This is a genomic window from Streptosporangium sp. NPDC023615 (genome assembly GCF_040640155.1).
In the GTDB taxonomy this organism is placed as follows: Bacteria; Actinomycetota; Actinomycetes; order Streptosporangiales; family Streptosporangiaceae; genus Streptosporangium.
Genome location: NZ_JBFABE010000063.1, coordinates 14,856 through 40,969 on the forward strand (window position 1 = coordinate 14,856; position 26,114 = coordinate 40,969).

A 26,114-nucleotide genomic window follows, 5' to 3' on the forward strand; every position below is an offset into this window, starting at 1 on the left:
CTAGTAGGGTCAGCGGTCACGCTGGGGCTGAGCCGAGCGGAGGACCCTCAGATGTCCCCTGCGTCCGACCTCGACCCCCTGGCCGACCGGCTCGGTGCCGCTGCCCGGCGCGGGCCGGGCGGCCTCGCGGACCGCGTTCGCCAGGGCCTCCAGGTCGTCCGTGCTGGGCGGGGCGCCGTCGGTCGGCAGGCGGACCACCTCCCAGCCGCGGGGGGCGGTGAGCCGCTCGGCGTGCTCGGCACACAGGTCGTAACAGTGCGGCTCGGCGTACGTCGCCAAGGGCCCGAGAACGGCGGTCGAATCGGCGTAGACGTACGTGAGCGTGAAAACGGCAGGCTGACTGCACGCGGTGCGGGAACAGCGGCGGACGGGGCTCACGGTGGGACCGTATCCGGTAAGCGTCCGGGGCGCCACTATCTGAGCGCTCTTAACGAGCGTGTCGCCACAATTCGGACACGTGTCCCGGCTTCCACCCGCCTGTACGGCTTCACCCCCTGTCCGCACGCCCCCGCCCCGGGCCTCCCGCCGCCTCGCGGGTCCCGTCCCGGCCACGGCCGGCGCTCTCCCGTGCCCGCCCGGGTCGCGTCTAAGCTGGAGCCGTGAGCCCGGCACCCGGCAGACCTCGTTCTCCCCGCAGACGCGACAGGCACGGCCGTGGCCTGCGCGGTCCGCTGGCCCCCTCGCACGTGCCGATCGCCAAGGCTCGCAGCGAGCGGTTCGACGACCTGGTCCTGGACGCCGTCGACCGGCTCAAGCCCCGCTGGGGCAAGCAACTGGCGGCCGTGGAGTTCGCGGTCGAGGAGGTCCCGCCGATCAGCGAGCTGGGTGACGGTCCCGGCCTGTTGACGGGGGAGCCGATCCCGTTCGGGCGGTCCGAACCGGCCGCGGGGAGCCGCCCGGCCGTCGTGATCATCTACCGCCGCCCCCTGGAGAGCCGGTCGCGCGATCGCGACCATCTCGGCGCCATGGTGCACGAGACCGTGGTGGAGCAGGTCGCGGGCCTGCTGGGGCTCTCCCCGGAGTCGATCGACCCCGGCTTCGACGACCACGACTGACCTCCCGCACGAGCGGCCTCCCGCACGAGCGGCCTCCCGCACGGGCGGCCACGGGGCGCGACCACCCCGCGACGCGATCACCGCGCGGCGCGGCCGCCGTGACGCGGCGCGCCCGGCTCAGGGCAGGACGATCGCGGCGGACTCGGCCATCGGCGGGACCAGCGCCCAGATCCGGGCCATGGCCAGCGGCTGCACGGTCAGCGCCGCTCCTCCCTTGAGCCGCTCCTCCAGGACGCGCCCGCCGTGGACCGGCCCCGAACCGGGCAGCGGCCGTACGACCACCGCGAAGGTCCCCTTGATCTTGGGCAGTGCGACCTGCGCGGTGCGCGCGGCCGGGATGTCCACCTGGAAGGGCTCGTGCGCCTCGCCGGTGCCCGGCACCACCTGCACGCTCACGCTTCCCGCCGCCTGGGACGCGGTCAGCAGCAGCCGCGAGGTCGTCGCGCCGTCCACGCGGTTCTCCGCGACGACGCTGCCCAGGTCGACGGGGTCCGCCCCCGCGGTGAAGGCCACGTCCGTCCTCGCGCCGGTGCCGGTGGCGACGAGCCCGGCGACGAACGGGGTGTCGGCGGTGAGCAGCAGCGCGGCGGGCTGGCCGCCGATCCCGGCGGCCAGGTCCAGGGCGGCGACGGAACCGGCGGGTACCTCCACCAGCTCGCGGTCCTTGAGCGCGTACGTCCCCTCGGGGGTGAGCGCCTTGATCTCGACCAGCGTGTCGGCCTCCGCGGGGGAGGCGACGAGCAGTTCCCGCCTCCCGCCGCCGCCGGGGATGCCGGGCACCACGACGCGGGTGGCGGGGGCTGCGGAGACCGGGAGCCAGTCGACGCCGCGCCCGCCGTTCATCAGCGCGCGGGCCGCCGCGGTCACCCGTCCCGAGGCGGTACGGACCTCGATCGCCATGACCAGCGCCGAGGGCGCCAGGTCCCTCATCCTGATCGTGCGGTTCTCGCCCGGCTTGAGGGTGAACACGTTCCCGTTCTCGGTGATCACCGGCCCCTCGCCGGAGTAGATCACGACCTCGGCGACGGCCGGGGCCGGGTCGGCGTTGGACAGGTGGAGCGTGACGTCGGCCGCGGACGGTCCCGGCCCGATCAGCCAGGTGCTCGCCACCGGCTCGGTGCAGCGCACCCCGGCCAGCCCTCGCTGCCCGCCCGAGGTCTCCCGGCGGGTCTGCGACACCTCCAGGCCGGAGGCCATGCTCCCGGAGGCCGTGACGACGAGGGGCGACGACGAGGCGGGCACCTCCTCGCGCCACAGGCGGCCCGGGACGTTCACGGCGGCGAGGGTCCTGCCCGCGGCGACGAGCGACGCCGTGCCCGGCGCCTGGTCGCCGGGCGGTGTCAGCACGCCGACCGCGGCCTCGCCGGGGGCCGGGCAGACGGCCGTCACCGAGGCCACGGGCACCCTCTCGGGCCGGGGCACGGGGGCGGGGGCCGCCGGTGACCGGGTGGCGGCGGCCGTCCCGTACAGGGCGAGCAGGGCCACCAGCACCAGCGCCGGCAGGCCGAACCTGTTCTCGATCGGGGATCTCATCGGGCGACCCGCTCTCTCCTGGGCCGGGAAGGCTCCTGCGGCACCGCGCGCTCGTCGCCCTCGCCCCGGCCCGGCGACGCCAGCACCATGACGACGATCACCATCACGGCCTGGACGAGGAGCCAGCGGCCGTGCCAGGGGTCACCGGGCGGGTCGGGCGGGACGGCCACGGGCTGGGTCAGCCGCCACACGCCCACCGAGCGGGACAGGCTCATCCTCGCCAGCGAGGGCTGCGAGTCGAGGGCGGCGCTGACGCGCGCGTCGACGGGCGCGGTCACCACGACGAACCGGATCCCGTGGGCGGCCAGCACCCGGGCGTCGTCACCGCCCCTGCCGGACACCAGCCCGGCGGCGGCGAGGCGGACCCGCTCCCTGGGGCCCTCGGGCGCGGGGATGTCGGCCTCGCCGATCAGCGGCGTGCGCCCGCTCAGCACGGTGAGGAGCAGGCCCCGCGGCGAGGCGCGCAGCAGCAGGGTCCGCTCGCCGCCCGCGGAGTTCGCCGCCGCCAGGGCGGGCACGACGTCGCGTACGCTCCCGCGGATCGGCTCGTCCGCGCCCCTGGAGACCCACACGCCCGCGGCCAGCAGCGGCGTGGAGAACGCCACCGCGACGACCCCGAGCGCGACGAGCCCGCGTACCCCTCCCGAGGCCCGGAACTCGGTGATCCGGCCGGCGGTGAGCGCCGCCACCACGAGCATGCCGGTGGCGGCGAACGCCAGCGGCACCCCCGGCCAGGCCGGGGCCTCCGTGTCGCCGTTGATCGAGGTGACCGGGGTCCTGCTGACCAGGATCGCCATCAGCAGGCCGAAGAGCGCCACACCCCAGCCGACCGCGACGACCACCCGGTTCCGCCGCATCAGCGACGCCAGCAGGCAGGCCGTCACGAGACCGCCGGTCACCCAGAGCGGCGGCGTGCCCGGTCCTCCCGGGCTGAGCAGCAGCAGCGACTCGGCCGGCAGCGCGGGATCGACCAGGGAGGGCCGGTGCAGCCCGGCCTCCAGCAGCAGCCGTCCCGGGGAGGAGACCACCTGGACCAGCCAGGGCAGGAGCAGGGCCACGGGCACGGCGAAGGCGATGATCATCGAGACGGCGACGCCCCGGCGCGGGAAGGCCAGCGCCGCCAGCAGGCCGAGCACCGCGGTGAGCGGGTGGACCAGCGGGGCGAAGGCCGTGCCGACCGCCAGCAGGAGCCCCAGGGCCCAGGCGGCGCGGCGGGCCCGGCGCCGTTCCCCGGTGATCACGACGGTGGCGAGCGCCGCGTAGACGGGCAGCAGCACGAACACCACCGCCGTGCCCAGCCTTCCCGCGGCGACGGCGCCGGTGGCCACCGGCAGCAGGGCGTAGGACGAGGCCAGCCAGACGCGGGTCCAGCGGCCCGGGACCATCCATCTGGTGGCCGCGTACGCGGAGACGCCGGCGAGCGGCACGCAGCCCAGCAGCAGCACCGAGACCGCGAGCCAGGTCTTGCCGAACAGCACCGTGGAGAGCGAGGCCAGCACCGCCACGTACGGCGGGGCCCAGGCGTCGGTGCCGAGGCCGGTCCGGTGGTACCCCTCCCGGTAGAGGTCCCACAGGTCCGAGGCGCCGCCGATCACCGGGACGAGCGCGCCTCCTCCCAGCCGGTCACCGCCGTTCAGGGCCCGCTCGGCGACCAGCGCGACCAGGGTGAGCGCCAGGAAGAGCAGGACACCCGGGTTGCCGAAGACGCGCTGCGTCACCCCGGTGTCGGCGAGCAGTTCCTCGCCGTCCTCCTGCGGGCCCTGGGCCGCGGCGGCCACGGCGTGGTGGCGGCCGGCGGACTCCACGAACCCGGACCCGGCCAGGTAGCTCCGGACCCGGTCGGCGAGCCTGCGGTAACCCGCGCCCGCCGGGGTGAGCAGCCGGACGGAGGCCACCTGGCCCGGCCCGCGCCCCGCCGCCCGCGCCCGCCTGGCCTTGACGATCCGTACCGGATGGCCGAACACCGAGCCGAACGCGAGGAACTCGTCCAGCGCGCCTGCCGGCTGCTTGGCCACCAGGAACAGCACGGTGCGGGCCAGGCACCCGACCAGGTTGCGGACCAGCGCCCACGGCAGCGCCCGCGGCGGGAGGTTCGCCATGACGACGAACAGGGCGTTGCGCCGGTCAAGGCGGCGCGGGTGGTCGCCGCTGGCGGTGATGCGGCGCCGCCGCCGGGTGGCCGCCTCGGCGTGCCAGGCGACCGCCCGGGTGACGTTCTGCACGCGGTACCCGGCGCTCCTGACCCGCCAGCACAGGTCGAGGTCGTCGCGGAAGAGCGGCAGGGCGGGGTCGAGCCCGCCCACCTCCTCCCAGACGTCCCTGCGGATCAGCATGCCCGCGGTGGAGACCGCGAGCACGTCCCTGACCCCGTCGTACTGCCCCTGGTCGAACTCGCGGGCCTCCAGGCCGGTGTCCCTGCGGCCGGTCCGGTCGACGGTGAAGCCGACCTCCAGCAGGAGCCGGCGGTCCACCCAGTCGCGGAGTTTCGGGCCGAGCACCCCCGCCTTGGGATCGGAGTCGGCGGCCTCCAGCAGTGTGCGCAGGGCGTGCCGGTCGGGGGCGCAGTCGTCGTGCAGCAGCCAGATCCACTCCCGGCCGCCACCGGGGCCGAGCCGGTCGAGCACCTGGGCGACGGCCTCGCCGAACCCGGTCGACCGGGGCAGGGTCAGGACGGCCCGGGAGCCGAGGGAGGCGGTCAGCAGCGCGGCGCTGCCGTCCTTGCTGCCGTTGTCCACACCGACGACCCGGTCCACCGGGCGGGTCTGCCGGAGCAGGGCTTCCAGGGTCTCCCCCAGCCAGCGGGAGCCGTCGTGGGAGACGACGATCGCGGTGACGCTGTGCTGGGGGCGAGGGGGGCGCTGGGGGTCGTTGATGGACATACGTCCCGTGTTCAGGAGGGGGTGACGATCGGCGCGACCACGATACGGCACCCCATGTCGGCATATGTCTTGCACCAGTTGAAGCGCACGAAAAAGGGCCACGTGACTGGTGGTCACGTGGCCTCGCGGACATATCCGTCAAGCCCCCCGAGGGGCGTCATGTGTCTGTAGTGGATCGCCCGGATGCGTTCCCGGGTCGTTCTCTTGAACCGCCCGGATCTGTCCGGGTTCGGCCTTCATACGGCGCCCTCTGGCCCCGTACGGTGCCCGCGTCGTCCGCGCGGCGCCCGCACGTGCCCGTCCGGTGCCTGTCAGGTGTCGTCAGGTGTCGTTGGATGTAGTCGGATCTCGTCAGATGTTCATCGGTGCTCGGACTCGCAGATCGTCCGGATCTCGGATTTCCCAGACCTCTCGGTCGGCCGTCGTCCGGACGGCTCAGACCGCCTCGCGCTTGATCCGGCGGCGTTCCCGCTCGGACAGTCCACCCCAGATGCCGAACCGCTCGTCATGTTCCAGCGCGTACTCAAGACATTCGGCACGCACCTCGCAGGAGCGGCAAACCTTCTTGGCCTCGCGGGTGGAGCCTCCCTTCTCCGGGAAGAACGCCTCCGGGTCGGTCTGCGCGCACAAGGCACGCTCCTGCCAGCCAAGCTGCTCTTCAGCGATGCTCTCCTGTGCGATGACCAGGTCGGCCACTGCACACCTCCCTGCCGCACGCCCGCAAAATGGAGCCCCCCTATGAACGCCTGCCCCTTACCCACCCAGAGGAAGGCGTAACTACACGTGTGTAATTACACGCGCGTGCTCGGTGTGACGTCAAGCGGCATACTGGTATCCGGGGAAAGACCTGCTCTCCCCGGTTGTGGGTCGTCTGCCTGCCACGACGGCAATTGCACCAGGTGATCGCCGTCACCGCCAGGGGCTCAGGGCTCTCGGCGGTCGGAACCGTACCAGGAGATGTTCTGATCCTGACCGGGGCCCACCTTCTCTGTGTCGGGGGTTTCCTCATCCGTGACCTGTCCCCGGCGTTGCTCGGGACGATAGATCGCGGTGGGGTCTATCGGCTGCGAGTCCCACCTCTCGGGGACGGGCGCGGAGGCGGACGCGGGGGGCGAGACGGGCGGGGCGGGGGCGCCCAGCGGGTCGTCGCGGTAGGCGGCCGGGTCGAACCGGAGCGTCGCCTCGGACGCCTCGGACGGGGCGTCCCACCGCTGCTGGTCACGCGGCGGGTACTGCGGCGCCGGGGACGGCTGCGCCTGCGAGTACCGGTCCTGTACGGGCTGCGCCTGGGAGTACCGGTCCTGTGACGGCTGCGCCTGCGAGTACGGGTCGTGGGCGTGCTGGTCCCGCGGGTGCTGGTCCCGCGGGTGCTGGTCCTCGGGGTGCTGGGAGGCCTGCGGGGTCTGCGGGTGCCCGAACGGGTCGCCGTAGCCCGAGGTCCCGTACTCCGGGACGCGGAGCGGCGGCTCGTTGCCCCGCGTCTGCTGGTAGTTCTTCGCCTGCTGGTACGCCTGGGCCATCTGCTGCGACCGCAGGTCCACCGGGTCGGGCGTCGGGTAGTGCAGGTCCGGCGCGGTCGAGTACGCGGAGTCCGCGCCCGGGGCGGCGGCCGGTCCGCCGTAGTTCTCCGGCGGCGTGGGGAAGGGGTTCGGCGCCCGGTCCCCGAACGGCGAGGCGGGAGGGTCGCCGAACGGCGAGGGACGGTCCTCGAACGGCGACGCGGAGACGTCGTCGGGCGCGAGGTTAGCCCCGGCCGGGCCGTCCGGGGCCTGCTGCTCGGGGCGGTCCCCCTGCCCCCGGGGGGCGGCGGCCTGGAGGTCGGGGGTGTACGGGCCCTGCTGCTGCCCGAATCCCTGCGACTCGGCCCGGTGGCCCTGCTCGGACCGGTCCCGGGACCACTGCTCGGACCGGTCGGGACCCGGCGCCTGGGAGCCGGAGTACCAGCCGGACGAGGACTCCTGCCGTCCGTACGAGGAGTCCTGCCATCCCGGTCCTTCCGGGCGTCCGGCGGCGGAACCGCCCTGCCCCTGCTCGACCCGGTGCTCGTACAGCGGGGTGTCGGTCCCCCATCCCGGATTCTGCGGGTCGGTCCGCCCGTACACCGGTTCGGAGGAGAGCGGGCCCGGAGGCGGCGGCACCGAGGTCAGCGGGTCCGGAAGCCGGGGGTTGGAGGAGAGGGACTCCGACGACAGCGGGTCCGGCAGGCGCGGGCTGGAATGGTGCTGCCCGTACCCCGGCTGCTGAGGCTCGGGCCATCCGGTGTTCTGCGCCTGCGGTTCGGAGTGCCGTCCGGAGGATCCCGGCGACGACGCCTCCTGCCATCCGTACGACGGGGAGTCGGTGCGCCGTCCTGAGTCCTGCGGGTCGTACGCCGTGGACGAGGACGGAGGCTGGACGTCGGCGGCGATGTACGGGCCGGGGTCGTTCCCCTGAAGGGGAGCCGAGAGCGGGGAGACCGTTTCCGGGGCGGGGTGCTGCGACGCCTGCTGCTCGGGCGTCCGCAGCCGTCCCGGCCAGGTCGGGTCCTCGGTGTACGGCCGGTTCTCGGCCTGCGGCGGGTGGCCCGCCTGGGAGGGCTGGGAGGGCCCGTCCCCGGAGAAGGCGGAGGAGTGGCGGTCGTATCCCTCGGAGGGGACGCCTCCGGCGGTGCTCTCGGCGACGGGGGTGCCGGTGGAGGCGTGCGCGGGAGCGGGCGGCAGCGCCGGGCGGCCGTACGGGATCTGCGGGGACGGCGCCTGCGCGGACGCGGCGGGCGGCATCCCCTGCGCGGGCCGGTCCTGCGGGTGGAAACCCTGCTGGGAGAAGTGCTCCTGGGGGTGACCCCCCTGGCCGGGGACACCCTGGGGGTGAACTCCCTGACCGGGAGCGCCGCCCTGCGGGTGAACTCCCTGACCGGGGACGCCCTGGAGGTGGGCCGCTTGACCGGGGGCGCCCTGGAAGGGGGCGCCCTGGGGGTGGCCGTATCCCTCACGCGGATCCCGGCCCTCCGGCGTGCCCTGGAAGGGAGCCCCCTGGAACGGGGCGCCCTGGAACGGGGCGTGCTCGCGGGAGGGGTCCGGCCCCTGGCCCTGGGCGTGCCCCTGGCCCTGGCCCTGGAAGTGTCCCTGCTCCTGGAAGCGTCCCTGCTCCCCCATCGGCACCGGGCCGTACCCGGGACCGGACGGCCGGTCGTGGCCCTGGTGCCACTCCCGCTCCCCGCGGAGGTGACCGGGAGCGCCCTCGCCGCGCGGCCCGCCGGCCGCCGAGGTGGCCGGGATCACGCGAGGCAGCACGTACAGCAGCGCGACCGCCGCCAGCGCCAGGGCGGGCAGGTGGACGAGGAGGAGCTCGATCGCGTCCCGGGCGCTCGGCGCGCCGCCCAGCGCTCCGGCGAGCAGGCTGATCAGGCCGAACAGCACGGAGAGACCCAGGGTGATCGTCACGGTGAGGACCAGCGGCCGCAGCCGCGCGATCACCGGGCCGAGGTGGGTGGCCAGCAGCACGGCCCCGACGAGCAGGGCGACGGTGACCGGAGAGGTGAAGGTCCCGAGCTGGATCGCCGCACGCGTGGGGAAGGACGGACTCCCGAACCCGGACCCCCCGAACAGCAGGCGCTCGATGCCGACGAGAACGCTCGCGGACGCGACGGCGACCATGAGCCACGCCGCCGGTTCCCGGAGCCGGCTCGCCTCGACATTGATCACAACTACCCCCATAGGGTCTTTAGGTAAACCCGGGTCAGTTTTGCACATGGCTGACTTTGCTGCCGGTGGTCTCAGGAAGCCCACCACCCCCATAAGTGCTCCATTGACTCATATATATGCATATTTCGGACAGCCGATTCGGCCGTATCGGCGCGGTGAACGGTGCCGTGAGCAGACCGTCCGGTGACCCGCGCCCTACCCCGCCCACACCCGTGACGACCTAGTGGAACACTGGACGGCATGCGCATCGTGTCCCTCGCCGGCGGGATCGGCGGCGCCCGCTTCCTGCGGGGTCTCCGTGTCACCGCCCCCGACTCCGAGATCACCGTCATCGGCAACACCGGTGACGACATCAGCCTCTTCGGCCTGCGCGTCTGCCCCGACCTGGACACCGTGATGTACACGCTGGGCGGCGGCATCAACGAGGAGCAGGGCTGGGGGCGGCGGGAGGAGTCGCACGTCGTCAAGGAGGAGCTGGCCGCCTACGGCGTGGAGCCGCAGTGGTTCGGCCTCGGGGACCGCGACTTCGCGACCCACATCGTACGCACCCAGATGCTCGACGCCGGATACCCGCTCTCGGCGGTCACCGAGGCCCTGTGCGCGCGCTGGCGGCCGGGCGTCCGCCTGATCCCCATGAGCGACGACCGGACCGAGACCCACGTGGTCATCTCCGACGAGCGGGGCCGGCGCGCCGTCCACTTCCAGGAGTGGTGGGTACGGCTGCGCGCCTCGGTGCCCGCCGAGCAGATCATCCTGGTCGGCGCGGACCAGGCCGTCCCCGCCCCGGGGGTGCTGGAGGCGATCGCCTCGGCCGACGTGGTCCTGCTGCCGCCCTCCAACCCGGTCGTCAGCATCGGCACGATCCTGCAGATCAAGGGCGTCCGCGAGGCCCTGGAGGGCAAGACGGTCGTGGGGGTCTCCCCCATCGTCGGCGGCGCCCCGGTCCGGGGCATGGCCGACGCCTGCCTGGCCGCCATCGGCGTGCCCACGACCGCGCAGGCCGTCCTGGAGCTGTACGGGTCGTCGCTGGTGAACGGCTGGCTGGTCGCCGAACAGGACGCCGGGGTCGCCCTCGACGGCGTGCGGGTCGAGGCCCGCCCGCTGATCATGCACGACCTCGACTCCGCCGCCGCCCTCGCCCGCGCCGCCCTGGACCTGGCCGTCCACCTGGCCCCCGTCCCCACCCCCGGCACCCCCGGCACCCCCGGCGCCCCCGGCGCCCCCGCCACGAACACCCCCACCCCCACCACGGACGCCCCCACCACGGACGTCACCGCGAAGGAGGAGGCATGACGGGCCGGGCGGGACGCGCGGCCGGACGGGGCGGGCGCGAGGCCCACGACCTCAAGGTGGAGATCTTCGCCGTACCCGGCATGCCCGAGGTGCGCGAGGGCGACGACGTCGGCGAGCTGATCGCCACGGCCGCCCCCACCCTCCGTGACGGCGACATCCTGGTGGTCACCTCCAAGATCGCGAGCAAGGCCGAGGGCCGGGTCCTGCACGGTGTGTCACGCGCCGAGGCCGTGGAGGCCGAGACCAGGCGGGTGGTCGCCCGCAGGGGCGAGACCGTGATCGCCGAGACGGCGCACGGGTTCGTCATGGCCGCGGCCGGGGTCGACGCCTCCAACACCCGGCCCGGCACGGTGGTCCTGCTCCCGGCCGACCCCGACGCCTCGGCGTCGGCGATCAGGGCGCGCCTGGCCGAGCTGCTCGGCGTCTCGGTCGGTGTGGTGGTCTCCGACACCTTCGGCAGGCCCTGGCGCAACGGCCAGACCGACATGGCGGTCGGCCTGGCCGGGGTGAGGTCGGCCCTCGACTACCGGGGCATGTCCGACGATCACGGGAACGCCCTGGAGGTGACCCTGACCGCCGTCGCCGACGAGTTCGCCGCGGCCGGGGACCTGGTGAAGGGGAAGCTCGCGCAGACCCCGGTGGCGGTGATCCGTGGCCTGGCCGAGTACACCACCGAGGAGGACGGGGCGGGCATCCGCGACCTGGTCCGCACGTCGGCCGAGGACATGTTCCGGTACGGCTCGCGCGACGTGGTCTTCGCCCGCAGGACCGTCCGGGAGTTCTCCCCCGAGCCGGTGGACGGCGCCGCGGTCCGCCGGGCGGTCGAGGCCGCGATCGCCGCCCCCGCCCCCCACCACACGACCCCCTGGCGGTTCGTGCTGCTGGAGTCGGCCGCCACCAGGGAGAAGCTCCTCGACGCCATGCGCGAGGCCTGGATCGCCGACCTGCGCGGCGACGGCTTCTCCGAGGAGTCGGTGGCCAGGCGGGTCAGGCGGGGCGACGTGCTGCGGGCGGCCCCGTACCTGGCGGTGCCGTGCCTGGTGGCGGACGGCGCGCACACCTACCGCGACGACCGGCGCAACGCCGCCGAGCGGGAGATGTTCGTGGTCGCCGCCGGCGCCGGGGTGCAGAACTTCCTGGTGCAGCTCGCGGTGGAGGGCCTGGGTTCGGCGTGGGTGTCGTCCACGATGTTCTGCCGCGACGTGGTCCGCGAGGTCCTCGACCTGCCGTCCGGCTGGGACCCGATGGGCGCCGTCGCGATCGGCCACGCCGCCGCCCCTCCCCGCGACCGCGCCCCCCGGCGGGCGGCCGACTTCATCGCCGTACGCTGAGCGACCACGCCCGGCCACCGCGCCCGGCCACCGCGCACCCGGTGAGACCCCGCGCGTCAGGCCGCCGTACGCCGGAAGCCGCCCCCGCCGGAAGCCGCCCCCGCCGGAGGCGTCACGCCGGAAGCCGTCGCCCGCCGGGACCGCTCAGGCGGGGTCGCGGCAGGTCGGGTGGCACAGCCGCCGGGCGAGCGCGGAGAGGAAGACGTCGATGATCTCCTCGGGGCGCTGGGCGACGTGCACGGAGCCGTTGGTGACGGCGGCGACCCGGGACAGGCCGGCGCGGTCGAGGTCGGCGCCGAACGCCAGGACGACCACCTGGACCGGCGCCTCTGGGTCCCACTCCTCGCGCAGCGCCTTCTCCAGCTCGCCCGCGGAGATGCCCTCGCCGTCGTCCTTGCCGGCCGTGATGACGAGCAGGGTGTTGTTCATGCTCTCGTCGTAGGCGCCGGTCAGCTCGCGGAATCCCGCGAGGATCGAGTCGTGCAGGGCGCTGGGCCGGCGGGCGTCGGCGCGCAGGGTCCGGGTCAGCTCGTCCAGGAGGCCGCGCCGGACGAACCGCCCGCCGTCGGGCTCGGTGATCGGCCCCAGGCGCACCCGCCGCCGCTGGTCGGCGCCCTTGGCCGAGGAGAACTCCCACATGCCCATGTGGGTGGAGTCGGGGAAGAGCTGCAGCCCCAGCCGGGCCGCCTCCAGCGCGACGGTCAGCCTGGTCTTCCCCTTCTTGCCGCTGATCGGCTCGGCCATGTGCCTGCCGGTGTCGGCGAGCACCAGGATGTTGGTCGGCGGGGCGAGCCTGCTCCAGGCCTCCAGGGCCTCGTCGATCCGCGCGGGCAGGATGCTCGGGCGGGTGCGGGGCGCCTCGGTCGGGATGCCCGGACCCGGCGCGTAGGGCCCCTGGGAGCCGTCCGCCGAGCGGAAACCGGCCCTGCGGACCGCCTCCTGGGTCTGCGGGGAGCGCAGCCAGCCGGCGAAGGCCCGCGACCCGCCCGCCCTGGCCTCGTCGGAGGAGGTCACCACGTACGGGTAGTCGAGGTTGACGGTCCCCTCGCGGGGATGGAGGGCGACCACCGGGTCGTCGGACGGGCGGCGGTTGTGCTGCCAGACCGACTGCTCGGGCACGATCACGACCGGCCGCCGCCAGAAGGACCGGTCGTCGACGGCGGCGAGCATGCTGCGGTAGTCGGGCGCCGACCCGGCCTGGGCCCAGCGGACGAACGCGGTCAGCGCCCGGTCGGCCTCGGCGCCGCTGCCGACCACGTCCCTGGCCGCGGCCACGGTCGCGATCCCGGCCCCGGCGAGCGACGGGTCGGGGACGCGGACCACGTCGGGTTCCTTCTCGGTCGGCCGGATCCGGCCGCGGGTGGTCGCGGGGAAGACCATCCGCCAGTTCATGTCGGTCCTGCCGACGGCGAAGTCCCGGGCGAGGGAGGTGCGGGTGGCGAAGACCAGCGGCGAGGTCGCCATCACGGTCTCGGTGCCGGCCAGGTCCGCGGCCCCCTGCTTGCGGGCGAGCCTGATCCACGCCGAAGAGTCGGAGATCCAGCCGTCGGGGCGGCTCGCGAGCACCCCGGCGGTGCCGCCCAGCAGGGTGCGGAGCACGGTGGCGGGCGGCTGCTCGGTCACCTGCACCAGCACGCACCGGCCCTCGATCCCGGTCCGGTTCCGGTTGAACCTCGCGGCGGCCTCCATGACGGTCGGGGCGATGTCCACGGCCGCGGCGACGTCGACCAGCACCGGATCGCGGGCGGAGCAGGAACCGCTCACCCGTCCGGAGACCAGCACGACGGCTCCGGCCAGGGCGACGGCGATCGCGACCGCCGCCAGCGACAGGCGCAGACGGGCCTGCCGCCGGCGCCGCTCGGCGCCGGCGGCCACACGGTGTCGGCCGGAGGAGGACACGCGGAGACCTCTCGCTCGAGGGGAATGTCGATTCTCCCAAGTGACCCCGCCCGTAGGGCAAGGAAATATAGAACTTGTTATAACTTCGCAGACGGCTCCGGCGTGAGCAACGGGAGACCGGTCCCGCGCACGCTGCGGCAGACGCCGTCGCTGGCCGCGGCGGCGGCCAGGCGTTCGGCGTCCGGCACGCCGTAGGAGGTGGTCCGCTGGCGCACCGGCCTGCCGGTGTGGGCGACCATGGCCTCGAGCTCGCTGATCGTCTTGAACGAGCCGTTCTCCGACCCGGCCATCCTGCTGATCGTCTCCTCCATCAGAGTGCCGCCCAGGTCGTTGACCCCGCCCCGCAGCACCTGGCGGCAGAGGTCGTCCTGGAGCTTCACCCAGGAGCACTGGATGTTGGCGATCGCGCCGTGCAGCAGGACGCGGGCCAGCGCGTGCACGGCCCGGTTCTCCCGCGCGGTCGGGCCTGGCCGGGCGATCCCCGCCAGGTAGATGGGCGCGCTGTGGTGGACGAAGGGCAGCAGCACGAACTCGGAGAACCCCCCGGTCTCCTCCTGGATGCGGCGGATCAGCCGGATGTGCGCCACCCAGTGGGCGTGGGTGTCGACGTGGCCGTACATCATCGTGGAGGTCGTCGGGATGCCGGTCCGGTGCGCGGTCGAGATGACCTCGACCCACTCGGCGGTGGGCAGCTTGCCCTTGGTCAGCACCCAGCGCACGTCGTCGTCGAGGATCTCGGCCGCGGTGCCGGGCAGCGAGTCCACGCCCGCCTCCCTGGCGGCGACCAGCCAGTCCTCGATGGACAGGCCGGTGCGGCTGGCGCCGTTGATGACCTCCATCGGCGAGAACGCGTGGACGTGCATCCCCGGCACCCTCGCCTTGACCGCCCTGGCGATGTCGAAGTACGCCGTGCCGGGCAGGTCCGGGTGGATGCCGCCCTGCATGCACACCTCGGTCGCCCCGGCCTGCCACCCCTCCCAGGCGCGGTCGGCGACCTGCTCCAGCGAGAGCGTGTAGGCGTCGGCGTCGGTACGACGCTGGGCGAAGGCGCAGAAGCGGCAGCCGGTGTAGCAGACGTTGGTGAAGTTGATGTTCCGGTTCACCACGTAGGTGACCTCGTCCCCGGCCGCCTCCCCGCGCAGGCCGTCGGCGATCCGGCACAGCTCGTCCAGCGCGGCGTCGTCGGCGCCCGCGCCGCGCTGGTCCCCGGCCAGGCCCAGCAGGACGAGCGCCTGGGCGTCGCTCAGGCCCGCCGGGTCGCTCTCGGCGGCGCGCAGCGCCTCCCGCACGTCCGCGGCGACCCGGCCCGCCGCGCCGGCACCGGCGGCGGCACCGATGGCGCCGGCCGCGGTCCCGGTGCCCGCGCCGGGCAGCCGCTCCCTGACCGCCTCCCAGTCGCCGTAGACGTCGTCGAAGTCGGCGCGGCGGTCGGCGCTGCGCCCCTCGGTGTCGACGGCCGTGTGCAGGTCGACCCGGCCCAGCGCGACGAAGCCGCCGTCCGGCTCCTGCCAGGGGCGGCCGGTCACGACCGCGTCCTCGCGGGCCAGGCCGGTCGCGGGGTCGGCCAGCGCGGCCACGTGCGCGTTCAGCCTCGGGTCCAGCCAGGGCTCCCCGGCCAGCACGTACTCGGGGTAGATGGTCAGCCGCTCGCGCAGCGTGAACCCGGCGCCGGCCGTGCGGGCGGCCAGCTCGTCGATCTGCGGCCAGGGACGCTCGGGGTTGACGTGGTCGGGCGTCAGCGGCGACACGCCGCCCCAGTCGTCGATGCCCGCGGCGATCATCAGCTCGTACTCGGAGTCGACCAGGTTCGGCGGGGCCTGCACCCGCATCCTCGGTCCCATGACCAGCCGGGTCACCGCGATGGTGGCGGCCAGCTCCTGGAGGTCGGCGTCGGGCATGCCGCGCATCGCGGTGTCCGGCTTGGCGCGGAAGTTCTGGACGATGATCTCCTGGAGGCCGCCGTACTCGCGCGCGATCCTGCGCAGCGCGAACAGTGACTCGGCGCGCTCGGCGACGGTCTCGCCGATGCCGATCAGGATGCCGCTGGTGAACGGCACGTTCGTCCGCCCGGCGTCCTCCAGCACCCGCAGCCGCACGGCGGGGTCCTTGTCGGGCGAGCCGTGGTGGGGCTGCCCCTTCTCCTCGAACAGGCGCCGGGAGGTCGTCTCCAGCATCATGCCCATCGAGGGCGCCACCGGCTTGAGGCGCTGCAGGTCCTGCCAGGTCATCACGCCCGGGTTCAGGTGCGGCAGCAGCCCGGTCTCCTCCAGCACCCGCACGGCCATCGCGCGCACGTAGGAGAGCGTGTCGTCGTAGCCGTGCGCGTCCAGCCACTCGCGGGCCTGGTGCCAGCGGTCCTCCGGCCGGTCGCCGAGGGTGAACAGCGCCTCCTTGCACCCCATCGCGGCGCCCTGCCGGGCGATCTCCAGCACCTCGTCGGGGCTGAGGAAGGCGCTCTCCAGCCTGTGCGGGGCGGTGGCGAACGTGCAGTACCCGCAGCGGTCGCGGCACAGCCGGGTCAACGGGATGAAGACCTTGCGGCTGTAGGTGACGACCCCCGGCCGGCCGGCCGCCTCCAGCCCCGCGTCCCTGACCCGGCCGGCGTGGCCGAGCAGGGTCTGTAGATGTTCGTCCCGCGCGTGCAGCAGGACGGCCGCTTCGGTCGTGTCGAGAGCTTTGCCGTCGCGAGCCCTGGCCAGTGCCCGGCGCATCGCGGTGTCGGTGGGGTAGGCGCTCATGACCGCACACTACGGCGCGGCCGGGAGTGCCGGGTCGGCGGGTCGTGCCACCTCAGGACGACATTTCAGTTCCTCTAAAGAGTCAGGGCAAGCAACTCTCGATAGACATAAATGCTTGCGGTTGCATAGATTAGAGGCATCGCACCGGCCCCGCTCCCGCGGGAATCCGCCGGACCTACGGGGCGATCCACCCCGGACCTCGACCCCAGGAGCTGAAAATGATCTGGTTCGTTCTCGTCCTCATCGCCGTCGCCGTTCTCGCCCCGATGATCGGCGCCGACACCCGCGACGGCCGCGACTGGCAGCGCCACGAACCCTCCGCCGAGGAGGGTTCCCTCAGAACCGCCGATGATCGCGTACGGGTGCCCGCGGCCCGCGAGCGGGTGGCCGCGCACCGCCCAACCGCAGCAACCGGCTGACCCGGTGCCGGTGCCCCCGGTAGGGAGCGAGCAGCGTCAGCATCCGCGCGTCGTCCGCCCGTTCCCCGCTCAGCGACCAGCCGACCAGCGACGGCAGATGGAAGTCGCCCACCGAGACGGCGTCCGCGTCACCGTGCGAACGCTGACGCACCTCCGCGGACGTCCACACCCCGATCCCGGGCAGCGCCCGTAGCAACCGGTCCACCTCGGCGCTGCCCCCGGTCGCCTCCAGCCTCCCGGCGTGCCGGGCCGCGTTCGCGATCGTCCGGGCCCGCACGGCCTCGGCGCCGGCGCGGTGCCAGTCCCACGACGGGATCGACCGCCACACCTCGGGCCCGGGGAAGACGCGCATCCCCTCCGGCGCGGGCCCCGGCGCGGGATCGCCGTAGCGGCCCAGCAGCCACCGCCACGCCCGCCTGGCCTCGGTGACGACCACCTTCTGCTCCAGGACGGCCGGCACCAGCGCCTCCAGCACCCGCGACGTCCGCCCGATCCGCAGCCCCGGATAGCGCCTGGCCGCGTCCCGCACCACCTCGTGCCCGGGGACGAATCCCGCGACGTCGTCGTCGGCGCCGAGCAGCGCCGGAAGCGTCGCCAGCATCCATTCGGCCCCCGGCCCCCACGCCGTGGCCGTCACCCGGCCGGACGCCGCCGCCACCCGCAGCGTTCCCGGCCCGTCGGGGGTGCGCGAGGTCCGCCAGACGGCCCCGCCCGGTTCCGCCCTCATCGTGGGGTCGCCCGGGCCGCGCCGGTGCGGGCCCAGCACCAGCGCCGGGTCCACCGGCCACGGGGCCCGCCACTCGCGTTCCCGCGCCGCGACCCGTCCGAGGGCGACCACCGAAGACCCCGCCGTCCGCGCCGTCGGCCGTCAGATGTCGCTGGAGAAGCGGATCGCGGACTCGGGCAGCACGACGCCGGGCCAGACGCGGCTTCCGGCGAGCAGCTCGTTCCCGGGCCCGACCACGGCCCCGTCGCCGACCACAACGTCCCTCAGGACCGCTCCACATTCGATCCGCGCGCCGATCCCGACCACCGAGTCGACCACCACCGCCGCGGCGTCCACCACGCAGTCGTCGCCGAGCACGCTGCCCCTGACCTGCGCCCCCGCCTCCACGATCGCGCGGGCCCCGATCACCGACCCGCCGGATACCTCCGCCTCGGGAGAGATCATGGCTCCGGGAAGGGCCAGGAAGTCGCCGGTGGGACCGGGCAGGGCGGGCGAGGCCAGGCGGCCCAGCACCAGGTCGCGGGAGCCCTGCACGAAGGCCGACGGCGTGCCCACGTCGAGCCAGTAGGAGGCGTCGGCGTACCCGAGCACCAGGGCGCCCTGCTCGATCAGGCGGGGGAACGTCTGGCGCTCGACCGAGACGACCTCGCCCACCGGGATCGTGTCGATCACCGAGCGGGTGAAGACGTAGCACCCGGCGTTGATCCGGTTGGTGACCGGGTTGGGGGTCTTCTCCAGGAAGGCCGTCACCCGCCCCTGGGAGTCGGTCGGCACGCAGCCGAAGCGCGAGGGGTCCTCCACCTCGGTCAGGTGCAGGGTGACGGCGGCCCGGCGGGCCACGTGCGTGGCGATCTGGTCGCCGATGTCGTGGCCGGAGAGCACGTCGCCGTTGAGCACCAGCACCGGATCGTCCGGGCCGCTCGTGAGCGCCGCCGAGGCGTTGCGGATGGCGCCGCCGGTGCCGAGCGGGATCTCCTCGGTCATGTACTCCAGCGAGAGCCCGAACGCCTCGCCGTCGCCGAACGCCTCGGAGAACATCTCGGCCCGGTAGGAGGTGGCGAACACGATGCGCCGCACGCCGAACGCCCTGGCGCGGGCGATCTGGTGGGCCAGGAAGGGCACCCCGGCCGTGGGCAGCAGCGGTTTCGGCGTGCCCAGCGTCAGGGGACGCAGGCGCGTTCCCTGCCCACCGACGAGAAGGATCGCCTCAAGATCCGGCAAAGGGGTCTCCGTCATTCCGCGAGGTTAACTCACTACTCGGCCGCGCGCTGGTAGGAGAGCATATGCGCCTCCGCCGACGCCTCCCAGGTGAACTCCTTGGCACGGGCGATCCCGGCCGCGGACAGCGCCTTCCTGCGCTCGGACGAGGACAGCAGCGCACGCAGCGCGTCCGCGATGCTCTCGGCGTCCGGCTCGGTGTAGGCGACCGCGTCGCCGCCCACCTCGGGCAGCGAGGTGCGGTGTGTGGTCAGCACGGGCGCGCCGCAGGCCATGGCCTCCAGCACCGGCAGGCCGAAGCCCTCGCCCCGCGAGGGGAACGCCGCGACGGTCGCCCCGCCGAGGAAGCCGCACAGGTCGGCGAAGGAGAGGAAACCCGGGCGCAGCACCCGCACGGTCGAGGGGACCTCCTCCACCGCGGCGTCCACCTCGACGTCGCGGACGCCCCCGGCGAGCACCAGGGCGGGCGGGTCGGCGAGATCGGCGACGGCGCGGACGAAGCCGCGGATCAGGTTCGGGACGTTCTTGCGGGGCTCCAGCGGGCCGAGGAAGGCCACGTACGGGGTGCCGTGCAGGCCGAGCCGGTCGGAGGCGTGCCGGATCTCGCGCTCGGACGGCGGGTGGAACAGCGCCGGATCGACGCCGTGGTAGGCCACGTCGATGCGGGTCGGGTCGGCCGAGAGCAGCCGGATCAGCTCGTCCCTGGTCGCCTTGGAGGGCACGATCACGCGGGTGGCGTGCCGGACCGCGGTGCGGGTCGCCGCCCGGAAGAACGCCGCCTTGACCGCGTCGTGCTGCAGGGGCTCGGTGAAGGAGGTCAGGTCGTGCACGGTGGCCACGGTGGGCATGCCCGGCTTCAGCGGGATCGAGTAGAAGGGGGCGTGGATGACCTCCGCCCCGACCTGCCGGGCGAGGAAGGGCAGGCCCGTCTGCTCCCACGTCAGGCGCGCGGCCCGGTTGGTGATCGCGTGCGGTCCCGGCACGATCCGGGCGGAGGGCGCCAGGCCGGCGTAGCGGGCCGCGTCGGCACGCTGGCAGACGACCGCGAGGTCGGCTCCCGCCCTGTCCAGCGCGGCGACGAGCCCGTCGACGTACCGGATCAGCGCACCGCGATCGGCCGGAACCGCGGCCGCGTCGACGAGCACTCTGGGCGACACGAAGGATCGCTCCCCTCATGATCCACGCGGGACGTGAGTCCCCTTCCTCTGTTCACTCTATTGCCCGAAGCTCCGGAAACGTGGGGGAAATCACACTGCTTTTCCCGAAGCGTGGTCCTTACGGGATCCCGCGGCGCGGCGTGCCGCCAGACCGGCCAGCCCGGCGCAGAGAAGATCACCGGCGATGATCACGATCCTGGAGCAGAGCGCCACCGCGATGGCCGGTCCCCCCTCCAGGACCGGCGCCAGAACGGCCACCATGGCGACCTCCCGCACGCCCGCCCCGGCCGGGACGACGAACGTCATGATGCCCAGGCACCAGGAGAGCGCGAACGCCCCGACGCAGAACGCGGCCACGGACAGGGCCGACCACCCCGCGGAGCCCGGGGAGCCCGCGGAGCCCGTGGAGACGCGCGGGTCGAGGTCGGTGACGATCGCCGCCAGGTGCAGCCCGTAGGCGGTCCAGCCGGCCAGGGCCCAGCCCAGCGCGGTGAGCACGCCCCTGCGGGTGAGCGGGCGCTCCAGCGGCTCGCGCCCCAGCCGGCGCAGCCCGAACCCCAGGACGGCGTTGACCACCCTCGGCTGGAACGCCGTCGCCAGCACCGGGACGAGCAGGAACGCCCACGCGTACGGCGCGACCGAACCCGGCAGGGTCGCCGAGAGCGTCACCCCGGCCACCAGCAGCCCGCTGCCGAGCTGCACCGGCAGGGTCAGGAAGAACGCGGCGGCGCTGCGTGAGCGCGGCACGCCCAGCTCCCGGCCCATCTCCATCTGGGCGATCACCGGCCAGAGCGAGCCCGGGATGTACTTGCCGAGTTGGCCCACGAAGAAGACCCTCGCCCCGGCGCGCAGCGGCAGCGGCGAGCCCAGGTCGGCCAGCAGCGCCCGCCAGGTCATCATCCCGCCGCACAGCGCGGCGACCACCGTGACCAGCGAGAGCGCCACCGACGTCCAGGACAGCCGGGCGAACCCGTCGCGGATCTCGTCCCACTGCCTCACCACCACCCAGGCGCCGAATCCGAGCGCGAGGGCCAGGAAGGCCAGGCGGGCCAGCCGCTTCACCACGGACGCGCGGGAGGCGGGCGCGGCCGGAGGGGTCACAGCGGGCGCACCGGCTCCGGCGGCCGGGGCAGGGACCGCCCGGCCGGGCGGCGTCCCCCCCGGGTCGCCACCCACAGGTAGGTGGGCACCACCGGCAGCAGCGCCCGCAGCACCGGCCGGGGCAGCCGCGACAGCACGGCCCCCGCCGCCCGCCCCACCACGCCGGGGAAGAGCTCGCCGCCGGCGAAGGCCGCCGGGGTGACGAGCACCGGGAAGGTGTAGTCCCACACCCGCAGGCCCCGCACCATCCGGCGCAGGCCGCGCCGGGTGCGGTAGCGCTCGTAGTAGCTGTCGGCCCGGCCGGAGAGCCGCACGTAGCGGTCGGCCAGGGCGGGCGGCAGGTAGGACAGGAACGGCAGTCTGTAGTGCGGCTCCATCACCCCGAGCCGGTTGCCCAGCCCCAGGTACAGGACGCCGTCGCCGGAGAGCACCCGGCGCATCTCGGCCATGATCGCGTCCGGGTCGACCACGTGCTCGTAGATGTGGTTGAAGACCAGCACGTCGATCGAGCCGTCGGCGAAGGGCAGCGCGGTGCCGTCGGCGCAGACGAACTCGACCCGCTCGCCGAACCGCCGGGCCGCCTTGCGCAGCCCCGGCACGTCGATGTCGACGCCGAACGTCCGGCGGGCGCCCGCCGAGGCCAGCTCGTCGGCGATGAACCCCGCCGAGCAGCCGATGTCGGCCACCGTCAGGCCGGCCAGGACGTCGCTCTCGCGGCCGAGGAAGTGGCCGAGCACCGCGATGATCTTCGCGGCCTTCCTGCGGCGCTTCTCCTCGTCCAGCATCGCCGCCTGGAACTCGGAGTACTCAAGCTGCGCGACCCGCTCGGCGCTCATCACTACCTCACCGCTCCCGTTCTCCCTCCACGGCGGCGCCGGGGCGCCACGCCGCCCAAGAGTACCGGTGACCGGCGGCCCTACCGCCGGGTAACGGCGGCGTCGTACCCTGGGCGGATGCTCAGCCGACTGCGGTCAAGCCGCCTGCTCCGCGTGCTGCTCGCGCTGGTCGCGGTGGGTTTCCTCGGGTACGGCCTGGCCAGGAACCGCGACGAGACGGCCGCGGCGGTGGCGCAGCTCTCGGTGTGGACGCTGGTGGGGTCCTACCTGTCGGTGATGGCCGGGATCGCCGTGATGGTGCTGGCCTGGCGGACGGTGCTGGCCGGCATGGGCTCGCCGCTGCCGCTCGGGGCGGCCGCGCGGGTGTTCTTCGTCGGCCAGCTCGGCAAGTACGTGCCCGGCAGCGTCTGGGCGTACGCGGCGATGATCGAGCTCGGCCGCGACCACCGCGTGCCGCCCCGGCGGATGTTCGGCTCGATCTCGCTGGCGCTGCTGGTCTCCCTGGGCTGCGCCCTGCTGGTGGCGGCGGTGACCCTGCGCGAGACCGTGCGCGAGATGGCGCAGGCGTGGTACCTGATGGCGCTGATCCCCGTCATCGCCGTCTGCCTGCACCCCAGGGTGCTCACGTTCGGGCTCGACCTGGCCCTGCGCGTCGCCCGCCAGGAACCGCTCGGCCAGACCCGGCTGCTCGGCGGCAGGGCCGTGCTCGCCGCGGTCGCCCTCACGATCACGGGCTGGCTGGCCTACGGCCCGCACCTGCTCCTGCCCCTGGCCGACCTCGGCGCCCTGGGCGACACCGGCTCGCTGTACGTGGTGGCGACCGGCGCCTACGCGCTGGCCTGGGCGACCGGCATCGTCACGGTGATCGTCCCCGCCGGGATCGGCGTCCGCGAGGGGGCGATGGTGCTCGCCCTGGCACCGGTGCTGGACTCCCCCAAGGCCCTGGTGGCGGCGGTGGTGTCCCGGGTGATGTTCACGCTGGCCGACGTGAGCTGGGCCGGGATCGGCTTCCTGTGGGGACGCCTGGCCCACCCCGCCGACCGCCCCGAGCCAGACGGCGAGACCCGTCCCGAAGCCCCTTCCGGGACCCGCGACGAGGCCGCTCAGCGCGACAGCAGCGCCTCGGCGTAGGAGGCCCAGTACGGCCCGGGGTCGACGGGCTCGACCCCGGCCCGCAGCCGCTCGGGCTCGCCGGGACGGTAGAACGCGGCCAGCACGGCGCGCAGGTCCTCCACCGAGCCGGGCTCGGCCAGCAGCCCGTCCACCCCGTCGGCGACGTGCTCGCCGAGCGTCCCCGCCCGGGTGGCGATCACCGGCACCCCGTGCTCGTGACCCATCCAGACCTGCTGGCTGGCCGTCCCGCTCCGGTAGGGCAGCACCAGCGCGTCCACGTCCGCGAACAGTCCCGGCACGTCCGCCGCGGCCACGTACCCGGGCCGCAGCTCCACCCGCTCCGCCAGCCCCAGCTCCGCGACCAGCGCCCTGGTCCGCTCCTCCAGACCGCCCCAGAACTCACCGGCCACCCGCAGCGACACGCCCTCGGGCAGCGCGCGGAGCAGCACGTCCAGCCCCTTGTACGGCCGGACCAGGCCGAAGAAGAGCAGCCTGCGGTGCACCCGCCCGGTCGCGGCGGTGCGTCCGGCGCCCCGCGAGGGCAGGTGCGGCGCCATCTCGGCCACCCGCACGGACCGGGCGCCGAGCTCCCGGGCCTTGGCGGCCTGCCCCTCGGAGTGGACCAGCACCCCGTCCACCCGGCGCAGCAGCGCCCGCATCAGCGGCCTGTCGTACGGCTTGGGCTCGTGCGGCAGCACGTTGTGGCAGAGCGCCACCACCCGCGTCCGGCGGCGCAGCCCGGCCAGGATGCCCAGGTAGGGCGGGACCTGCACCGGGCTGAGCACGGCCAGGACGACCAGGTCGGCGTCACGGAGCCGCCGCCCGGCGCGGACCCAGCCGTCCGGGCGGCGCCAGTCCAGCTCGCGCCGCACGTTCCCGAACGGCTCGCCGTCGGGCGTGTCGGCGGTCTGCCTGCCCGGGTACAGGAAGGAGGGGTACTGGGCCCGCCACGACTCGATCACCACGTCGTGCCCGGCGGCGGCGAGCCGGTGGGCGAGCTCGGTGGTGTGCGCGGCGCCGCCGCCCTTGTAGGGGTACGTCGGCCCGACCAGGACGACGCGCACCTACTCGCTCCGGGAGCGCACGATGAGGTCGGCCAGCAGCGCCAGCGAGCCGATGAGCATGCCGGACAGGAAGATCACGATGGTGTTGCTGGTCAGGTAGAACCCGTAGCGCACGATGTCGACGACGCCCTTGACCATCCCGATGACGATCAGCCACAGCGCGGGCGGCATGAGCACCTTGAGCGGGTTGAAGTACATGACCATCCGCAATACCTGCAGGATGTAGCGGTAGGCGTCGGAGACGAAGCTGAACTTCGACTTCCCGGCCCGCTTGCTGTAGCCGATCGGCAGGTAGTAGACGTCGTGCTGGTTCGACAGGAACGACAGCGTGATCGTCGTGACACAGGAGAACCCGGGCGGCAGCAGCCGCAGGTAGGGCTTGGCCACCGACCTGCGGAACGCCCGCAGCCCGCTGTTGAGGTCGGGGATCTTCTGCCCTGCCAGCCGCTCGGCCACCTTGCGGATGAACCACTTGGCGGGCACCCGCAGGAACTTGTGGGAGCCCTCCTCGCTGGTCCGCGCGCCCACCACCTGGTCGATCCCCGGGTCCTTCTCCAGGATCTGGACGAGCTCGGGGATGCGCTCGTTCGGGTAGGTCATGTCGGCGTCGGTCCACACGACGATCTCGCCGCGCGCCTCCTGCGTGCCGATCCTGCGCACCGTGCCCGAGCCGCCGTTGCGGTGGAAGGCCCGGATGCGCATGTTCGGGAACCGGGGCGCGGCCTCCTTCAGCCTGGCCAGGGTCTGGTCGGTGGAGAAGTCGTCGACGGCCACCAGCTCGTAGGTGTACCCGCTGTGGTCCATCGCCTCGCAGATGCGCTCGACCTCGGCGATGACGTGGTCCTGCTCGTTGTAACACGGCAGGACGATGGTCACGTACGGCGTTGCGTCCACGGCTGATCCACTCTCGGGCTCTCGGGCATGCTCTCGACGGGCGAGGATACTCTGCCCGGCCGGGACCCGAGCGCACTACGCCCCTTCGGCCGCGGCCCGGCCCCTCAGTCGAAAAGATGCCGGGGGCGGGCCTGCGCGACACCCGGCATGTTCTTCACCGCGTCGATGACCGCCCGCTCGGCCTTCGGATCGGCGAGCTTGACGCGGTAACCCTCCGGTGCCTGCTCCTTCAGCAGGAAATCGACGAAGAGGGAATCACGGCTCACCTTCGTGTGCCGCCAGACCCGATGGGCGTGAGCGGCGTCCTCGAAATAGACGCGCTCGACCCCTTCGAGCGCCGTGAGCCTCGCCTCGACGGCCTTCTTCTCCTCCGTCGTCGCCGCTCCCCGCCTCGCGCAGGGGTCGGGTGTCTCCGGTGTCTCGTCGGGCTCCGTCTTCCCGGTTCGGCACAGCTCGACGTGGAGCTCCGCCTTCCCCTTCCAGAAGTCATGCCCGAAGGCGGTGACCTCGGCGACACCCGGCATTCCCTGCATGACGGTTCCGAACGACGCGAAATCGGCTCTCCGGTGAAGCTCGCCCTCGAAGGACGCCTGTATTCGTCCCATGTCGAGAGGTGAGTTCAGTATCCAGTTGTCGGGGTCCTCGTCCACGTAACGGGCCCATGCCGTTTCCCGGGGCACGAATGTGATCCGCGCGACCTCCGGCATCGCCCGCAGCCTCTCCTCGACCGACCGCTTCTGTGCCGGAGTTATCTCCCGCTCACGGCACGGCTTGTTGGGGTCGGCCTCGGCGCACAGATAAACGGTGAACCTTCCGCCCTCGGGCCAGGGGCCCTCCGGGGGCGGGAGCACCCGGACGGCGTCGTGGTGGACGTACCAGGCGGCGGTCCCGGCCGCGCCGAGCAGCACGGCGGCGGCCACCACGACGGCCGGCAGGCCGCGACGGAGCCTCGCCCGTCTCCCCGCGGGAACCTCCCGCCCGGGGGGCGCGAAGGACAACTCCTCGGCGGCGGGGGCGTCGTCCTCGTCACGCGAACGAGAAGGCGGGCCCGTCATGTCCACACGCGTCACTCACCTCGATAGGCGGAAATGCGAACAGCCATGGTGACACAGCACCGCGGATTTGATCACCTGAAATGGAACGGCTCCGCGACCGGCCGACTTCGCCCGGCATC

19 protein-coding genes are annotated in these 26,114 nt (G+C 73.9%); 4 read left to right on the plus strand and 15 right to left on the minus strand.

What is annotated here, in order from left to right; translation table 11 throughout:
- Window positions 1–9: 9 nt before the first annotated feature.
- Window positions 10–378: a DUF3499 domain-containing protein gene (locus tag AB0G16_RS30895; RefSeq protein WP_068894558.1), complete on the minus strand. Its 369-nt coding sequence runs from the start codon at window positions 376–378 to the stop codon at window positions 10–12.
- A 221-nt stretch (window positions 379–599) separates the two neighbouring features.
- On the opposite strand from AB0G16_RS30895, the gene AB0G16_RS30900 reads away from it, so the two are divergent.
- On the plus strand, window positions 600–1,055 hold the full coding sequence (locus AB0G16_RS30900; protein ID WP_362812872.1) for a metallopeptidase family protein: 456 nt from the start codon (window positions 600–602) through the stop codon (window positions 1,053–1,055).
- A gap of 117 nt (window positions 1,056–1,172) precedes the next feature.
- Here the strand turns inward: AB0G16_RS30900 and AB0G16_RS30905 are convergent, their stop codons facing one another.
- The 4 genes from AB0G16_RS30905 to AB0G16_RS30920 all read right to left on the minus strand — a co-directional run bounded on the left by AB0G16_RS30905 (window position 1,173) and on the right by AB0G16_RS30920 (window position 9,162).
- On the minus strand, window positions 1,173–2,588 hold the full coding sequence (locus tag AB0G16_RS30905) for a DUF5719 family protein (protein ID WP_362812875.1): 1,416 nt from the start codon (window positions 2,586–2,588) through the stop codon (window positions 1,173–1,175).
- Window positions 2,585–5,467, minus strand: a complete 2,883-nt coding sequence (locus AB0G16_RS30910) for a glycosyltransferase family 2 protein (protein WP_362812879.1) — start codon at window positions 5,465–5,467, stop codon at window positions 2,585–2,587. Before AB0G16_RS30910 ends, AB0G16_RS30905 begins: the two co-directional genes overlap by 4 nt.
- Before the next feature lie 435 nt (window positions 5,468–5,902).
- A complete protein-coding gene (locus AB0G16_RS30915; protein ID WP_037969494.1) occupies window positions 5,903–6,163 on the minus strand; it encodes a WhiB family transcriptional regulator in 261 nt (86 codons plus the stop codon).
- Between the two features lie 227 nt (window positions 6,164–6,390).
- Window positions 6,391–9,162 (minus strand): hypothetical protein, encoded by a 2,772-nt coding sequence (locus tag AB0G16_RS30920; protein WP_362812882.1) that lies wholly within the window; start codon window positions 9,160–9,162, stop codon window positions 6,391–6,393.
- A 228-nt stretch (window positions 9,163–9,390) separates the two neighbouring features.
- Here AB0G16_RS30920 and cofD point away from each other — a divergent pair, with 228 nt between their 5' ends.
- Both cofD and AB0G16_RS30930 read left to right on the plus strand, forming a co-directional pair.
- Window positions 9,391–10,443: a 2-phospho-L-lactate transferase gene (gene cofD, locus AB0G16_RS30925; protein ID WP_362812885.1), complete on the plus strand. Its 1,053-nt coding sequence runs from the start codon at window positions 9,391–9,393 to the stop codon at window positions 10,441–10,443.
- Window positions 10,440–11,774 (plus strand): coenzyme F420-0:L-glutamate ligase, encoded by a 1,335-nt coding sequence (locus AB0G16_RS30930; RefSeq protein ID WP_362812888.1) that lies wholly within the window; start codon window positions 10,440–10,442, stop codon window positions 11,772–11,774. Before cofD ends, AB0G16_RS30930 begins: the two co-directional genes overlap by 4 nt.
- 144 nt (window positions 11,775–11,918) lie before the next feature.
- Here AB0G16_RS30930 and AB0G16_RS30935 read toward each other — a convergent pair whose 3' ends face one another.
- The 7 genes from AB0G16_RS30935 to AB0G16_RS30965 all read right to left on the minus strand — a co-directional run bounded on the left by AB0G16_RS30935 (window position 11,919) and on the right by AB0G16_RS30965 (window position 21,869).
- Window positions 11,919–13,673 (minus strand): substrate-binding and VWA domain-containing protein, encoded by a 1,755-nt coding sequence (locus tag AB0G16_RS30935; protein ID WP_362812891.1) that lies wholly within the window; start codon window positions 13,671–13,673, stop codon window positions 11,919–11,921.
- Between the two features lie 77 nt (window positions 13,674–13,750).
- The gene (locus AB0G16_RS30940) at window positions 13,751–16,411 is read right to left on the minus strand and encodes a bifunctional FO biosynthesis protein CofGH (protein ID WP_362812894.1); all 2,661 of its coding nucleotides are present in this window, start codon (window positions 16,409–16,411) and stop codon (window positions 13,751–13,753) included.
- 336 nt (window positions 16,412–16,747) lie between these two features.
- Window positions 16,748–17,668 carry a DNA-3-methyladenine glycosylase 2 family protein gene (locus tag AB0G16_RS30945; RefSeq protein ID WP_362812897.1) on the minus strand — a complete coding sequence of 307 codons (921 nt, stop codon included), beginning with the start codon at window positions 17,666–17,668 and terminating at the stop codon, window positions 16,748–16,750.
- A 30-nt stretch (window positions 17,669–17,698) separates the two neighbouring features.
- Window positions 17,699–18,793, minus strand: coding sequence for an NDP-sugar synthase (locus AB0G16_RS30950; protein ID WP_362812900.1), 1,095 nt, complete (start codon window positions 18,791–18,793; stop codon window positions 17,699–17,701).
- Window positions 18,794–18,810: 17 nt separating this feature from the next.
- On the minus strand, window positions 18,811–19,932 hold the full coding sequence (locus tag AB0G16_RS30955) for a glycosyltransferase family 1 protein (RefSeq protein WP_362812903.1): 1,122 nt from the start codon (window positions 19,930–19,932) through the stop codon (window positions 18,811–18,813).
- A gap of 90 nt (window positions 19,933–20,022) precedes the next feature.
- Entirely contained in the window at window positions 20,023–21,033 is a 1,011-nt protein-coding gene (locus AB0G16_RS30960) for a lysylphosphatidylglycerol synthase domain-containing protein (RefSeq protein WP_362812906.1), read from the minus strand.
- Window positions 21,030–21,869, minus strand: coding sequence for a class I SAM-dependent methyltransferase (locus AB0G16_RS30965; RefSeq protein WP_362812910.1), 840 nt, complete (start codon window positions 21,867–21,869; stop codon window positions 21,030–21,032). Before AB0G16_RS30965 ends, AB0G16_RS30960 begins: the two co-directional genes overlap by 4 nt.
- 117 nt (window positions 21,870–21,986) lie before the next feature.
- Here AB0G16_RS30965 and AB0G16_RS30970 point away from each other — a divergent pair, with 117 nt between their 5' ends.
- Window positions 21,987–23,000, plus strand: coding sequence for a YbhN family protein (locus AB0G16_RS30970; protein ID WP_362812913.1), 1,014 nt, complete (start codon window positions 21,987–21,989; stop codon window positions 22,998–23,000).
- On the opposite strand, the gene AB0G16_RS30975 is transcribed toward AB0G16_RS30970, so the two are convergent.
- The 3 genes from AB0G16_RS30975 to AB0G16_RS30985 form a co-directional block, all read right to left on the minus strand.
- A complete protein-coding gene (locus AB0G16_RS30975) occupies window positions 22,973–24,046 on the minus strand; it encodes a glycosyltransferase family 4 protein (protein ID WP_362812916.1) in 1,074 nt (357 codons plus the stop codon). The genes AB0G16_RS30970 and AB0G16_RS30975 overlap by 28 nt on opposite strands.
- Window positions 24,047–24,940, minus strand: coding sequence for a glycosyltransferase family 2 protein (locus AB0G16_RS30980; protein WP_362812919.1), 894 nt, complete (start codon window positions 24,938–24,940; stop codon window positions 24,047–24,049).
- A 104-nt stretch (window positions 24,941–25,044) separates the two neighbouring features.
- Window positions 25,045–25,848: a permease-like cell division protein FtsX gene (locus tag AB0G16_RS30985; RefSeq protein WP_362812923.1), complete on the minus strand. Its 804-nt coding sequence runs from the start codon at window positions 25,846–25,848 to the stop codon at window positions 25,045–25,047.
- Between the last annotated feature and the right edge of the window lie 266 nt (window positions 25,849–26,114).

Bases quoted from the DNA above. Each gene is read 5' to 3' on its own strand.
- AB0G16_RS30905 (WP_362812875.1), bottom strand. From the start codon at position 2,588: ATGAGATCCCCGATCGAGAACAGGTTCGGCCTGCCGGCGCTGGTGCTG.
- AB0G16_RS30910 (WP_362812879.1), bottom strand. From the start codon at position 5,467: ATGTCCATCAACGACCCCCAGCGCCCCCCTCGCCCCCAGCACAGCGTC.
- AB0G16_RS30920 (WP_362812882.1), bottom strand. From the start codon at position 9,162: ATGGGGGTAGTTGTGATCAATGTCGAGGCGAGCCGGCTCCGGGAACCG.
- cofD (WP_362812885.1), top strand. From the start codon at position 9,391: ATGCGCATCGTGTCCCTCGCCGGCGGGATCGGCGGCGCCCGCTTCCTG.
- AB0G16_RS30930 (WP_362812888.1), top strand. From the start codon at position 10,440: ATGACGGGCCGGGCGGGACGCGCGGCCGGACGGGGCGGGCGCGAGGCC.
- AB0G16_RS30940 (WP_362812894.1), bottom strand. From the start codon at position 16,411: ATGAGCGCCTACCCCACCGACACCGCGATGCGCCGGGCACTGGCCAGG.
- AB0G16_RS30950 (WP_362812900.1), bottom strand. From the start codon at position 18,793: ATGACGGAGACCCCTTTGCCGGATCTTGAGGCGATCCTTCTCGTCGGT.
- AB0G16_RS30965 (WP_362812910.1), bottom strand. From the start codon at position 21,869: ATGAGCGCCGAGCGGGTCGCGCAGCTTGAGTACTCCGAGTTCCAGGCG.
- AB0G16_RS30970 (WP_362812913.1), top strand. From the start codon at position 21,987: ATGCTCAGCCGACTGCGGTCAAGCCGCCTGCTCCGCGTGCTGCTCGCG.